12 protein-coding genes are annotated in these 13,032 nt (G+C 71.1%); 6 read left to right on the top strand and 6 right to left on the bottom strand.

The window, feature by feature from the left end; translation table 11 throughout:
- Window positions 1-45: 45 nt before the first annotated feature.
- The 3 genes from QZ483_RS02655 to QZ483_RS02665 are packed head-to-tail and all read right to left on the bottom strand — an operon-like array spanning window position 46 to window position 1,674.
- Entirely contained in the window at window positions 46-690 is a 645-nt protein-coding gene (locus QZ483_RS02655; protein WP_297081439.1) for a LysE family translocator, read from the bottom strand.
- A 32-nt stretch (window positions 691-722) separates the two neighbouring features.
- On the bottom strand, window positions 723-1,253 hold the full coding sequence (locus tag QZ483_RS02660) for a DUF805 domain-containing protein (protein WP_297081440.1): 531 nt from the start codon (window positions 1,251-1,253) through the stop codon (window positions 723-725).
- Window position 1,254: 1 nt separating this feature from the next.
- Window positions 1,255-1,674, bottom strand: a complete 420-nt coding sequence (locus tag QZ483_RS02665) for a DUF805 domain-containing protein (RefSeq protein WP_297081441.1) — start codon at window positions 1,672-1,674, stop codon at window positions 1,255-1,257.
- Between the two features lie 70 nt (window positions 1,675-1,744).
- Between QZ483_RS02665 and QZ483_RS02670 the strand changes: the two genes are divergently transcribed.
- Complete coding sequence (locus tag QZ483_RS02670; RefSeq protein WP_297081442.1) at window positions 1,745-3,055, top strand: MFS transporter; 1,311 nt, start codon at window positions 1,745-1,747, stop codon at window positions 3,053-3,055.
- Window positions 3,056-3,108: 53 nt separating this feature from the next.
- On the opposite strand, the gene QZ483_RS02675 is transcribed toward QZ483_RS02670, so the two are convergent.
- The 3 genes from QZ483_RS02675 to QZ483_RS02685 form a co-directional block, all read right to left on the bottom strand.
- The gene (locus QZ483_RS02675; RefSeq protein ID WP_297081443.1) at window positions 3,109-4,014 is read right to left on the bottom strand and encodes an endonuclease domain-containing protein; all 906 of its coding nucleotides are present in this window, start codon (window positions 4,012-4,014) and stop codon (window positions 3,109-3,111) included.
- Between the two features lie 161 nt (window positions 4,015-4,175).
- Window positions 4,176-4,736, bottom strand: coding sequence for a hypothetical protein (locus QZ483_RS02680; protein ID WP_297081444.1), 561 nt, complete (start codon window positions 4,734-4,736; stop codon window positions 4,176-4,178).
- Entirely contained in the window at window positions 4,733-6,163 is a 1,431-nt protein-coding gene (locus tag QZ483_RS02685; RefSeq protein ID WP_297081451.1) for a CCA tRNA nucleotidyltransferase, read from the bottom strand. Before QZ483_RS02685 ends, QZ483_RS02680 begins: the two co-directional genes overlap by 4 nt.
- A 151-nt stretch (window positions 6,164-6,314) precedes the next feature.
- Here QZ483_RS02685 and QZ483_RS02690 point away from each other — a divergent pair, with 151 nt between their 5' ends.
- The 5 genes from QZ483_RS02690 to trxB all read left to right on the top strand — a co-directional run.
- The gene (locus tag QZ483_RS02690) at window positions 6,315-6,860 is read left to right on the top strand and encodes an NUDIX hydrolase (protein ID WP_297081445.1); all 546 of its coding nucleotides are present in this window, start codon (window positions 6,315-6,317) and stop codon (window positions 6,858-6,860) included.
- Window positions 6,857-8,962, top strand: coding sequence for a DUF6049 family protein (locus QZ483_RS02695; protein ID WP_297081446.1), 2,106 nt, complete (start codon window positions 6,857-6,859; stop codon window positions 8,960-8,962). Before QZ483_RS02690 ends, QZ483_RS02695 begins: the two co-directional genes overlap by 4 nt.
- Window positions 8,955-10,628: a murein biosynthesis integral membrane protein MurJ gene (gene murJ, locus QZ483_RS02700; RefSeq protein WP_297081447.1), complete on the top strand. Its 1,674-nt coding sequence runs from the start codon at window positions 8,955-8,957 to the stop codon at window positions 10,626-10,628. Before QZ483_RS02695 ends, murJ begins: the two co-directional genes overlap by 8 nt.
- 36 nt (window positions 10,629-10,664) lie before the next feature.
- Window positions 10,665-12,032: a hypothetical protein gene (locus tag QZ483_RS02705; RefSeq protein ID WP_297081448.1), complete on the top strand. Its 1,368-nt coding sequence runs from the start codon at window positions 10,665-10,667 to the stop codon at window positions 12,030-12,032.
- A 113-nt stretch (window positions 12,033-12,145) separates the two neighbouring features.
- A partial coding sequence (trxB, locus tag QZ483_RS02710; RefSeq protein WP_297081449.1) for a thioredoxin-disulfide reductase occupies window positions 12,146-13,032 on the top strand: 887 nt, incomplete at its 3' end.

Raw genomic sequence — 13,032 nt, forward strand, 5'->3', positions numbered from 1 at the left:
CGCGCGGTGTCGCGCGCGTTCGCAGTGAGGGAACGCGGGAATGCGTCAGGCGGTCCGGCGCGTGACCAGCAGGGCCACGCCGAGCGCAGCCATCATCGTGCCGCCAGCGGCCCTTACTCCCGCGATGCGACGCGGCGACCGTGCGAACCACGTGCGGGCGCCCGAGGCCAGCAGCGCGTACGCGCCGTCGGAGATGATCGCGATGACGGCGAACACGAGGCCCAGGACCAGGATCTGTGCCCAGGCCGGCCCGCGCTCAGGGTCGACGAACTGCGGCAGCACCGCGGCGACGAACACCAGCGTCTTCGGGTTGGTGACGCCGACGACGAACGACTCAGCCAGCACCCGCCGCGACGGGGCCGCCGGGGCGACCCCCGCATCGGCCCCCACGTCGAGCCCGTCGCGACGGTGACGGATGGCCTGAATGCCCAGGTAGACCAGGTAAGCGCCGCCCACGATCTTGAGGACTGTGAACGCCGTGGCGGAGGCCGCGATGATCGCGCCGATGCCCACGGCCACCAGCACCGCGTGCACCACCTCGCCGCCAGCGTTGCCGATGACGCTGAGCAGCGCCTCGCGACGGCCGTGCTGGAGCGCGCGGCCCACGATGAACAGCACGCTCGGGCCCGGGATCACGATCACCACGAACGACAGCGCTACGAAGGCGAGCAGCGTGTCCGGCGCGATCATGGGCTCAGGCTAGGCGCGGAGGGCCGATGCGGTCACGCCTGGGGAGGCGGGTTGCCGTCGACGGGCGGCAGCGTGGTGTAGCCGGGCGGCGGCGCGGCGTACCCGGGCGGCGGCACGCGTTCGCCTGCCTTCGGGTCGGGCCCCCAGCGGTTCGCGCCGTGCTCCGAGTCGAAGAACGCCATCACGAAGGTCACGATGCTCAGGCCGACGAGGTACAGCCACATCCAGTGCGCCGTCTGCCCCATGTCGTGCAGTCGGCGCGCAGTCACCGCGAGCGACGGCAGCAGCAGGAACAGGGACACGATGACGAGGAGAGCGACGCCGATGACCATGAGGCCCCAGTTGGCGTCGTCCCATGCGCCATCAGGCAGGCTGCCATCAGCATCGACCTGCTCAAGGACGGGCAGGAAGGTGGCCAGGTACAGAACGGTGAAGAGGATCGAGAACGGCAGCTGAACGAGGAACGTAAAGAGGTAGAACCACCAGAACTCGCTCCTGCGCGCGCGGCCGGAGAACGTCGCGTACTGGCTGAAGCAGGACTTGATCGCTGCGCCGAAGGTCATGTCAGTCTCCTGGTCCTCTCTCGAGCTCTTTGGGGTCGGGGCCGTAGCGGTTGGGCCGTGGCGTGCCGTCGAACAGCGCGAAGAACCACACCACGAGCGGGACGACCAGCAAGAACAGCGACCACCAGCCGGTGTGATCGGTGTCGTGCAGGCGACGCACCGTCACCGCCCAGTAGGGGACGAGCAGCCCCAGGCTCACGGCGACCGTCAGGGCGAGCATGATCCAGCCGGCGATGCCGATATCCTCCGTCGCCACCTGCGTGCCGTCGAGGGCAGGGGCAAGGGTCACCAGCGTGAAGAGGATCAGCGCCAGCTCGACCAGGTACGCGATCAGCACGAACCACCAGAACTCCCGGCGGCGCGCCCGCTGATGGAAGTCCGCGTACTGCGACAGCGCCTTGAGAAACCACCCGACCGTCATGGCCCACCTCCTGCACGCCACCCTATCGACGTCGGGTCCGCGGTGTGCGAGCGACCCCTAGGCTGTCGCCATGTCCTTCGCGCGCGACCTCTCTCACTTGTGGCGCGCGCAGGGCTTCCGCCGCCTCACCTACGTGCGTCTGCTGTCCCAGGGTGGCGACGGCATGTTCCAGGTGGGCATCGCCGCGGCGTTCTTCTTCGACCCCACGACGGCGACCACGCCGGGCGCCATCGCCGCGGGCTTCGCGGTCCTGCTCGCTCCCTTCACGATCGTGGGGCCCTTCGTGGGTCCCCTGATCGACCGGTGGCAGCGCCAGCGCATCCTCATGTTCGGGAACCTGGTCCGGCTGAGCCTGGTAGGCGCGATCTGCGGTCTGCTGCTGATGGACGCCGCCACCTGGTCGCTGTACCTGGTCGCGCTGCTCACCCTGTCCGTGAACCGCTTCCTGCTTGCCGCAATGACGGCCGGCATCCCGCGCGTGGTCGCGCCCGAAGACCTGCTGACAGCCAACGCGATCATGCCGACCCTCGGAACCGTCGCAGCGGCCGTGGGCGGTGCCATCGGCGGCATCGTCACGTTCCTGCTGCCGGACGTGAGCGACGCCGGCCTCGCGTTCTCCGCCCTCGTGGGCTCCGGCATCGCGTTCGGGCTGTCCGCGTGGGCGACGGTCCTCATCGGCCACTTCCAGTTGGGACCCGTCGACCCGCTCGAGCGCCTGCGCCTGATCGCGCAGGTGCGCGAACTGGGACGCGAGCTCGGGTTCGCGGTCCGCTATCTCCACGCGCGCGTGACGCCGTTCCAGGCGCTCGGGGTCATGGCCGCCCAGCGCCTGCTCTACGGGATCATGTTCGTCGCGTCGATCCTCATCTCGCGCCACGTGCTGGGTGACCCCGACAAGCCCGAGGAGGCGCTGGGGGTCTTCACCATCGTGGTGGCGTTCGCGGCCGTGGGCTTCGGCGCAGCCGCCGTGCTGACGCCCGTGTTCAAGGAGAGGTTCTCCCGCCACTCCTGGATCGTGCTGTGCCTGATCATCGGGGCAGCGGGCCAGGCGCTGCTGGCGGTCTCGAGCGCGCCGTGGGCGCTGCTGTCCGCAGCCGTGATCGTCAGCTTCGCTGTCCAGGGCGGCAAGATCGCAGTGGACACCATCGTCCAGCGCGACACCGAGGACGGCGTGCGCGGCCGCGCCTTCACGCTGTACGACATGGCCTACAACGTGGCCTTCATCTCGAGCGCGGTCATCGGCGGCCTGGTGCTGCCGGATGACGGCTACTCGCGACCGCTCATGGCGGCGCTCGTGGTCGTCTATCTGCTGGTCGCGCTGGTGTTCTCGCGAGCGCCACGCCAGGCATCCCCCGCCCCTACCTTGTCCTCCACGAACTAGGCAGTTGGTGATCGCTTGAGCGTCGCGCCAGCCCCGCGTGAGGCAAGCCATGCTCACGCGGACCTGCGGGCCAGGAGCGTGCTGAGCGCCAGCTCCCGGCACCACACCGGTCGCTCCATGATGTCGCCGTAGCCGAACCGGAGGGTGAGGATCCCCACCGACGACAGCAACGCGTCGCGCCGGATGTCGCGCACGCGCTGATCGTGACGCGCATGGCTCGCGGCGCCGTCGAGCTCGAATGCAGTTCGTGTGGCGGGATCGTAGGCGTCGAGCCGATACGTGTGGCCAGCGACGCGGACACGGTGCTGGCGAATGAGGCCCTCGAACCCCTCGCCCACCAGCACCTCGGAGGCGGCACGCTCCTCCAGGAAGCTCTCGACTCCAATCTCTGCCTGGGCGCATCGACGCAGGAGTGATGCCCGTCCTCGCGCACGCGGCATGTGGTCGAGGTGGTCACGCACGCTCTGGGCGTCGACCACGCCCGACCGGGTGAGGCCGTAGACCAGTTCTGCCCGGTCACGCTCGAGTGCGCGCCCGTAGGCGTGGATGAGAGCCAGCGCCGGATCGACCACGGGCGCGCCGTCGTGACGCTCTCTGAGCGTCGGCGGACGGTAAGTCGAACTCGTGATGCGCAGCCACCCGGGAGACGGACGGTGGCGCCAGTGGGGCACCAGGAGGTCGACCACGTCCGGAGCCTTGGCCGCCAGACCCGCATCGAAGAGCACACCCGCGCCCGTCAGCGCACACCCTGCGGGACCCCACGCGGCCGCGGCGTGCGAGCGGACCAGCCACGAATCTGCATGGAGGGATGATGCGTACCTGTCGGGAAGAACCCGCGTCAGGACGCCGCGCCGGCACGCGCCTGCGATGCCGCCCCGGCTCGCGCTTGCCGTCGACTGTTCTAGAGACAGCGTGGTCGGCGTCGCCTCGAGATGGGCGATCAGATCGGTGAGGGTCATGCCCGAGGTCTACGCGCCCCGGCGACTCAGCGCCGCCCGGTGGCCGCCTGCACGTGGAGAAGTGCCGGCAGGCCGTTCCTGTGGATCGCCAGAGGAGCGGCCGCGTGGTCCTGGGTTGCCTCGTGCCGTCCCGATGGGTGAGGTGGGCGAGCGTCAGTGGCCTAGTTGGCGGTGGGGGGCAGGGGTGTGGGGGGAGGGGTGGAGGCATGGGGATCGACTGACGGCGCCTGAACCGGCACCGCAAGCAGCGCATTGCCGATCGCGCCCATCGCGATGATCGCCAGGATCGGGACCTCGACGAACGATCCCGAGGCCACGGCGATGATCGCCCACGCGAACAGCCCGAGGACCGGGACCACGGCCAGCAGCAGCATCGCGAACGGCCGCACGCGAGAGTCGCCGCGCGGACCTCGGTGCGCCATGACGAGGATCCCGGTAGAGCACACCGCACCCACCACGCCGAGTGCCCAGAATGCGAGAAGCTCGAGCTCTGGCCAGCCTGGCCCCAGCGAGTCAACGAGGAGGAGCAATCCCCACAGGAACGCCGCCCCGGTGGCGATCAACGCCGGCCCCGCCATCAGCCACGTGGCGGTGCGCAGGGGATACCCGCGGGAGATCGCGTCGCGCGCGCTCGGCCGCGCCCACCAGGCGATCCAGTAGCCCACCGCATAGAGCGCACCGACGACCGATACCCCCGCGACCATCAGCACGATGAGGTTCATGCGCCCTGCGCCTCCCACCATGCCTGCAGCTCTGCACGAGCGCGCTCGGGCGACAGCGGCCCGTGCTCCATGCGCAGCTCGAGCATGTGCTTGTAGGCGAGGCCCACCTCGCGCCCCGGGCCGATCCCCAGGATCTCCATGATCTGGTTGCCGTCGAGGTCGGGCCGGATCGCGTCGATCTCCTCCTTCTCGCGCAGCAGCGCGATCCGCTGCTCGAGGTCGTCATACGCGAAGGACAGGCGCTCGGCCCGGCGACGGTTGCGGGTGGTGACGTCCGCGCGAGTAAGCCGGTGGAGGCGCTCCAGCTGGTCGCCGGCGTCCGTGACGTAGCGCCGTACGGCGGAGTCGGACCACCGCGCGTCGACGTAGCCGTGGAAGCGCAGGTGCAGCTCGACCAGGTGGGTGACCGCCTTGATGGTGTCCTTGTCGAAGCGGAGCGCCTGGAGCCGCTTACGGGCCATCTTGGCGCCCACCACCTCGTGGTGGTGGAACGAGACCCCGCCGCCGGGCTCGTGCCGCTTGGTGGGCGGCTTGCCGATGTCGTGCACCAGGGCGGCGAGCCGCAGGATCAGGTCCGGCGCGGGCACCGGCCCGTCCGGCCCCGTCTCCAGGTCGATGGCCTGATCGAGCACAGTCAGCGAGTGCTCGTAGACGTCCTTGTGGTGGTGATGCTCGTCGACCTCGAGCTTCAAGGCAGGCAGCTCCGGCAGCACGTGATCGGCGAGGCCGGAGTCGACGAGCGCGGCGAGCCCGGCGCGCGGGGAGTCGCCGATCAGCAGCTTGCTCAGCTCGTCCCGCACGCGCTCGGCGGAGACGATCTCGATGCGCTCGGCCATGCGCGACATCGCCGCGAACGTGTCCGGCGCGATGTCGAAGCCCAGCTGCGACGCGAAGCGGGCGGCCCGCATCATCCGCAGGGGATCGTCGCCGAAGGACACCTCCGGCTCGACCGGCGTGCGCAGCAGCCCACCGCCCAGGTCCTCGAGACCACCGTGGAGGTCGACGAGCTCACGCGCAGGCAGCCGCACCGCCATCGCGTTCACCGTGAAGTCGCGACGCGCGAGGTCGCCCTCGAGTGAGTCCCCGAAAGCCACCACGGGCTTGCGTGTGACGCCGTCGTACTCGTCCGCGCGGTACGTCGTGATCTCGATGACCAGGTCGCCCCGGCGCCCACCGATGGTCCCGAACTCGCGACCCATGTCCCACGTCGCGCGCGTCCACGTGGACAGCAAGCGCTCGGTCTCATCCGGCCGGGCCGATGTCGCGAAGTCGAGATCCGAGCTCGACCGCCCCAGGAACGCGTCCCGCACGGGCCCGCCGACGAGCGCGAACTCGTGGCCGGCCGCGTCGAACAGCTCCGCGAGCTCGAGCACTTCACCGGGCAGCGCATTCCACAGGAGCTCGGCTCGCTGTCGCAGCACGTCCATCGACGGCGGGGTGGGGGCGTCAGTCACGCCTCCCAGCATCCCAGATGCGATCGACCAGGGTGGTCGAGCGCTCGCACGACGGCCGATGCGGTCCGTGCGGACCGCCGCGCGGATGCCCCGGCACCGGTGCCCGGCTCGTTAGAGTGAGGCCATGCCCCGTCCGTCCGACCCGCGCCCGCAGGCGACCCCGCGACCACCCGCGGGCCACGCCCTGCGCCGCCGGCGAGAGGCGGCCGCCAAGCGCGCTGCGCAGCTGCCCGTGTCGAACGAGACCTCCGCCGGCGGCATCGCCGTCATGGTGATCGACGGCGTCGCCTACGCGGCCTGCATCGGCCGGCGCAACCGGGCGGGACGCCTCGAGTGGTGCCTGCCCAAGGGCCACATCGAGGGCGAGGAGACCCCCGAGGAGGCCGCGGTGCGCGAGGTCGCCGAGGAGACTGGGATCGACGCCGAGATCCTCCGGCCCATCGGCGTGATCGACTACTGGTTCACCGGTGACGACCGCCGCGTCCACAAGGTGGTGCATCACTACCTGATGGAGGCCAAGGGCGGAGTGATCACCACCGAGAACGATCCCGACCAGGAGGCGGAGATCGCCGAGTGGATCGCGATCGGCGACCTCGGGACCCGGCTCGCCTTCCCCAACGAGCGCAAGATGGCCCAGGTGGCCGCCGAGCTGCTGGCGATCGCGACGTGAGGCGCGCCATCGCGGCGGGCCTCGTGGCCGTCGCGACCCTCGCGCCCGGCACCCTGGCGGCCGCGACACCGGGCACCGCCGCTCTCGCCCCGCGCGCGGTCGAGGAGCCGGCGCCAGTGACCGCCATGGTCACGCAGCTGTCACCAACGATCGCGATGGGCGACGACACGGTCACCGCGGTCGTCACCCTGGACAATGGCGCGGCCACGCCCGTGGACGATGCGGTGGTCACCTTGAGCGTCACCACCGGGCCGCTGACGGACCGTTCGGCGCTCGCCGCGTTTGTCGCCGACCCAGAGTCGTCCGCGCTGCGAGAGGCGGCGATGGTCCCCGAGCCCGCGCCCATCGAGGAGGCCGCGGACGAGCAGGGCGAGCAGGACCAGGACGGCGAGGGAACTGCTGCGGACGGCGCTGATGGCGACGCGGACGCCGGTCCTGACGCCGAGCCGGTCGACGAGCCGGCGGGGATCGAGATCGGGCCGGGCGCCCGCTCGACCGTGACGGTCAGCGCGACCGCCGACGAGTTGGGGCTGCCCGCCAACACGTGGGGCGTCTACGGGCTCGTGGTCACCGTCGAGGTGGGTGGGCAGGCCACTCTTGTCGACGCGATGCCGATCACCTGGGCCGATGCCGACGTCCCGGCACTGAACGTCGCCGTGCTCGCGCAGGCCACGGGCACCGAGGCGAGGGTCGATGCCCTCCTCGCGGCCTCCGCGATCGACGGCGTGGCCATCGCTCTCGACCCCACCGAGATCACCAACGCGACTGCCTTCGAGCACGGGCTTGTGGAGCGCGACGTGTACCGCCTCCCGGCAGGCCTGCCCGACATCACGTCCCTGGCGCACGGCGACGACGCCGAGGTGCTCGACCTGTCGCTGTCGCTCCCGGCATCCACCTCGGTGGGTGCGCTCGACGACGCGCCGTGGCTGTCCGTCCCGGCCGCCGTGGACCGCTCCAGCGTCACCTTCTCCGCCCGGCACGGCACGGCAGCCGTGCTGGCGACGCACGACGCGCCGGGTTTCGAGGACGCGGCCGATGCGGGCTCGCCAGCCGCGGAGGCGGCAGTCGACGACGGTTCGGTGACGGTGCTGGTGCCGGACGCCGGGCTCAGCGCAACGCTCGCCGACTACCGCCCGGGGACCCCTGCCGCCGCCGCCGTGCTGGTCGCGGACTCGGCGCTGACGGCGGCCCAGAGCGGTGGCGACACGGTCCTGATCGCCCCTGGCTCCGCGTGGCGCCTGGGCGAGACGGGCGTCTCGACGCCGCTCGAGGCCCTGGCAGATGCGCCGTGGACCACGGTGGTCCCGGTCGCCGACCTCCTGGGGCAGGGCGCGAGCGGGGTCGAGCTCGTCGAGGTGCTCGACGAGGACAACGACATCGCGCCGGCCATGATCGACGCCCTCGGCTCGCGCGTGGTCGACCTGCGCACGCTCGCCGGCACCACGGCGCTGCCCGACCGGGCCCTGACGGACTGGGGAGCGCCCATCGCGCAGGCCGTTCCCGTTGCTCTCCGGAGCGACCCGACGGCGCGCGCGGCGGCGATCGGCGAGGCATTCACGACCGTCGACGCCACGCTCGGCGGCGTGCGCATCGCCGAGAGCTCGGACCTCAATCTGCTCGCGGACTCGGGCGACGTGCCCGTCACGGTCATCAACGAGCTCGACCGGCCGGTCACCGTCACCGTCGACCTCGCGAGCCTGTCGCCCAGCCTGCAGGTGGAGGACCACCCCGTGGCAACCATCCCTGCGGGCCAGGAGCTGCTCGTTCCCGTGACCGTCGAGGCGGTGTCCTCGGGCAACGTCTCGGTGTCCGTGGTGCTGCTGGGGCCCGAGGGCGACCTGATCAGCGACGTCAGCCGGTTCAGCATCCGCATCCGCGCGGACTGGGGCACCGCGGCGACGGCGGGGTTCACCGTGCTGCTCGTGCTGCTACTCATCGCAGGACTCGTGCGCACGGTTCGCCGCGGCCGCAAGGACACGAGGACTCGGCCCGGCTCGACTCCCATGGCCCCCGAGGCCGCGCACGCGGCGGCGGCACCCGCGGGAGAGGGCTCGGACGACGGCGCCGTCCCCGAGCACGACAAGGGGACCACCGATGACTGACGACGCCGAGGGTGAGGTCCCCGTTCGCCGCAGGCGTTCGCTCGGCAGCTCCACCGCCATCATGGCCTCGGGGACGGCCGTCTCCCGCCTCCTGGGCCTGGTCCGCAACGCCGCGCTGGTCGCCGCGATCGGCGTCAACGCCCCTGCCGCGAACGCCTACGACATCGCGAACAAGCTGCCGAACGCGATGTTCGCGATCCTCGCCGCCGGAGTCCTCAACGCGGCCCTCGTGCCACAGATCGTCAAAGCCTTCCAGCGCAAGGACGGCGCCCGCACCGTGGACCGCATCCTCACGATCGGCGGCGTGCTGACCCTGGGCGTGACGGTGGTGTTCACCCTCACCGCGCAGCTGTGGGTCATGCTCTACACGCCGCGCGACTGGTCGAGCGAGATGGTCGCCCTCGCCACGGCCTTCGCGTTCTGGTGCATTCCGCAGCTGTTCTTCTACGGCCTCTACACGCTGCTGGGCAACGTCCTCAACGCCCGCGAGCAGTTCGGCTGGTTCATGTGGGCGCCGGTGCTGAACAACATCGTCGCGATCGCGGGCCTGGTTGCCTACCTGCTGACGTTCGCACCGTTCGACGAGGCGAACATCCTGGCGCCCGAGGACTGGACGCCGGGAGCGATCGCGCTGATCGGCGGCGTCGCGACACTGGGTGTCGCCTCGCAGGCGATCATCCTGATCTTCCCCATGATCAAGGGCGGCTACCGGTGGCACTGGCGCTGGCGCGGCCCCCAGGGCGAGCTCACCGTCATCGGCCGCATCGCCGGGTGGGCCCTGGCAGCCGTGATCGTCGAGCAGATCGCCGTCGTGTTCGTCACGCGCGTCTCCGCGGCGGCCAACCCTGACGGCACCCAGCTCGACATCGCCGGCAACGCTGCGTACTTCAACGCGCTCTCGCTGTACCTGGTCCCGCACTCGCTGGTGACGGTGTCGATCGCCACCGCGATGTTCACCGCGATGGCCCGCCACGCCGCCAACACGGACATGCCGCACCTGCGCGCGGACCTGTCGCTCGGCCTGAGATCCGTGGGAGTCTTCACGCTGTTCGCGACGGTCGCGATGATCGTGGTCGCGCCGTACCTGGTGCGCATCGTCATGCCCACGGCGAGCCCGCCCGAGGCGAACTCCGTGGTGCAGGTGCTGATCGCGATGCTCCTGGGCCTGGTGCCGCTGGGCGCGACCGTGCTGTTCAAGCGCACCTACTTCGTGCTCGAGGATGCGCGCTCGATCTTCTACATGCACATCCCCATGGCGATCGCGTGGATCGGCGTCGCCTACCTCGCGATGGCCCTCACGGAGCCGCAGTGGTGGACCGTGGGCGTGGGCCTGGGCCTCGCCACGTCCAACTGGGTCGGCGTGCTGCTGCGCGCTGGCGGGCTCCGCCGCCGGCTGGGCGGCCTCGACGGGCGTCGGGTGCTCTCGGTGCACGTGCGCGCGCTGATCGCTGCCTCCATCGCTGGAGCCGCAGGCTGGGGCCTGCTCCGCCTCGCGCCGCCCGCCTCGGACCTGCCGGGAACCTCGGGACTCGTCACGGCGATCGGCATCGTCGCCCTGAGCGGCGTCGTGATGCTGGCTCTCTACGCGGGCGGGCTGTGGGCCCTCCGCGTCAGCGAGGCACGGGACGTGGCGCGGCCCCTGCTGCGACGCCTCGGCCGCCGTTAGGATGAGACTCCGGAATCGGGAGAAAGGGGCCACGAGGTGCAGGCAGGTGCGACGCTAGGGCGCCGCTTCACCGTGCTGCGCACCGTGGACCATGATCTCCCCGGAGTCGAGCGCTGGGTGGCGCAGGATGCGCGACGCGACCTCGACGTCACCCTCGACGTGCTCACCTCGGTCGCGCCGAGCGCGGTGCGGCGTGCCGCAGTCCGCGCCGCCCAGGTGCGCGACGCGCGATTCGCGCGCGTCATCGCCTCCGGACGCGAGTCGGTGGCAGGCGAGCGCATCACGTACGTCGTCACCGAGAGGCCCACGGGAGTCTCGGTCGCCGAGCTCGCCGGCCACCGCATCGTCCCTCCGAGCGCTGCGTGCGCACTGATCTCCGAAGCCGCCCGCGCGTTGAGCGTCGCCGCCTCTCAGGGGGTCCACCACGGGCATGTGCGCGCGCAGGCGCTGACGATCACCGACGCGGGTCGCGTCGTGGTCTCCGGGCTGGACTCGGACGGCGAGCTCGCGAACCAGGCAGGGGTGGGGCGCGGTCGGACAGAGGTGGCCGATGCGCACGCACTCGCGCAGCTCTTCCTCACCCTGGTGACGGGGATGGAGTCGACGCAGGTCACGGTGCCGGATCTTCCGGACGACCTGCCGCTGGGTGCGGCGGACCTGGCGCGCGGAGCGGTCGCGGGCGAGGGTCCCGGGACCCTCGCCCAGCTCACGCTCGCGCTCGGCGCGGCCGATCCGACCGCGCTGCGATCCCTGCGCCGTACATGGCACGCGCTGCCATCGGTGGACGAGCCCGAGGTCGCCCCCCGGCCACCGGTCCCCGCGGTGCGCGTCGACCCCGCCACGCTGTCCGCAGCCGAGCACGAGGCCGCCGCCGCGCTCGTGGCCGGCGTCGCGGCACCCGTGGTGGCGCAGGAGGTCGTCACCGAGCACATCGATCCCGCCGTCATCCCGCACCCCGCTGACGAACGCGCGCAGTACGCGACCCCCGAGCAGGCCGCCCGGTTCTCCAAGCGCACGCGTCGCGCCGTCGAGCGCACGAGCCACGAGCCCCTCGCCCTGGACACGTTCGAGGAGATCAACGAAGAGCAGAACGAGGGCACGTCGAGGTCCCTGTGGCTCGCGATGCTCGAGGGGATCCAGCGGCACGTTCCCACGAACGCGCCCCTGGACACCGCGGTGGACTGGGCGCGGCAGCGGTCGGAGCGCGCCGGCCCACTGCGGACAGGACCCCTGCTCGTGGGCCTGTTCCTGACCGCGATCATCATCGTGGGCGCGGTCGCCTTCTCGGTTCTGCAGTCGCCCCTCGACGGCGAGGACGAGATCGTCGACCCGATGCCCGACTACCCGGACTTCACCTTCTCGCCGGAGCCACCGCCTTCACCCGAAGCCGGCGACGGCGGCTGACCCCTCCGCCGCGGCGCGCACCGGCCACTTGGACCGGGAACACCGACGGCCTACCATCTGTTACGGATCCGGGTACGAACACCCGGCACAGGAACCAACTGAAGGACACCGACGTGAGCGACACGCGCCAGATCATCATCGTGGGCTCCGGCCCCGCCGGCTACACCGCCGCCATCTATGCGGCGCGCGCAGGCCTGCAGCCGCTCGTGATCGCGGGCTCGATCACCGCTGGCGGCGCCCTCATGAACACCACGGAGGTCGAGAACTTCCCCGGCTTCGTCGAGGGGATCCAGGGACCTGAGCTGATGGAGACCCTGCAGGGCCAGGCCGAGCGCTTTGGCGCCGAGGTGCTGTTCGACGACGTCACTCAGATGAACCTTGATGGTCCGGTCAAGACGGTCACGACGGGCATGGGCAAGGAATTCTCCGGTCGCGCCGTCATCCTGGCCACCGGCTCTGCCTACCGCGAGCTGGGGCTCGAGGACGAGAAGCGCCTGTCCGGCAAGGGCGTGAGCTGGTGCGCGACCTGCGACGGCTTCTTCTTCCGCGACCAGGAGGTCGTGGTCATCGGCGGCGGCGACTCCGCGATGGAGGAGGCCACCTTCCTCACGCGCTTCGCGTCCAAGGTGACCGTGGTGCACCGCCGCGACGAGCTGCGCGCCTCGAAGATCATGGCGGACCGTGCCAAGAACGACCCCAAGATCGAGTTCGCGTGGAACTCCGAGGTCGCCGGCCTTGAGGGCACCGACAAGCTCTCGGGCGTGCGCCTGCGCGACATCAACACCGGCGAGGAGCGCGTCGTGCCTGCTACCGGCATGTTCGTCGCCATCGGGCACATCCCGCGCTCGGAGCTGGTCGAGGGCGTCATCGACACCGACGCCGAAGGCTACGTGCAGGTGATCGGCCGGACGACCGCCACCAACGTCGATGGCGTCTTCGCGTGCGGCGACCTCGTCGACAACCGCTACCGTCAGGCCATCACCGCTGCCGGCTCCGGCTG

The organism is uncultured Demequina sp., from assembly GCF_913055775.1.
In the GTDB taxonomy this organism is placed as follows: domain Bacteria; phylum Actinomycetota; class Actinomycetes; order Actinomycetales; family Demequinaceae; genus Demequina.

What these genes read in the sequence shown, in the direction of transcription:
- QZ483_RS02690 (WP_297081445.1), top strand. Translation starts at nt 6,315, where the DNA reads ATGCCCCGTCCGTCCGACCCGCGCCCGCAGGCGACCCCGCGACCACCC.
- QZ483_RS02660 (WP_297081440.1), bottom strand. Translation starts at nt 1,253, where the DNA reads ATGACCTTCGGCGCAGCGATCAAGTCCTGCTTCAGCCAGTACGCGACG.
- QZ483_RS02670 (WP_297081442.1), top strand. Translation starts at nt 1,745, where the DNA reads ATGTCCTTCGCGCGCGACCTCTCTCACTTGTGGCGCGCGCAGGGCTTC.
- QZ483_RS02685 (WP_297081451.1), bottom strand. Translation starts at nt 6,163, where the DNA reads ATGGACGTGCTGCGACAGCGAGCCGAGCTCCTGTGGAATGCGCTGCCC.
- QZ483_RS02680 (WP_297081444.1), bottom strand. Translation starts at nt 4,736, where the DNA reads ATGAACCTCATCGTGCTGATGGTCGCGGGGGTATCGGTCGTCGGTGCG.
- QZ483_RS02675 (WP_297081443.1), bottom strand. Translation starts at nt 4,014, where the DNA reads ATGACCCTCACCGATCTGATCGCCCATCTCGAGGCGACGCCGACCACG.
- murJ (WP_297081447.1), top strand. Translation starts at nt 8,955, where the DNA reads ATGACTGACGACGCCGAGGGTGAGGTCCCCGTTCGCCGCAGGCGTTCG.
- QZ483_RS02655 (WP_297081439.1), bottom strand. Translation starts at nt 690, where the DNA reads ATGATCGCGCCGGACACGCTGCTCGCCTTCGTAGCGCTGTCGTTCGTG.
- QZ483_RS02665 (WP_297081441.1), bottom strand. Translation starts at nt 1,674, where the DNA reads ATGACGGTCGGGTGGTTTCTCAAGGCGCTGTCGCAGTACGCGGACTTC.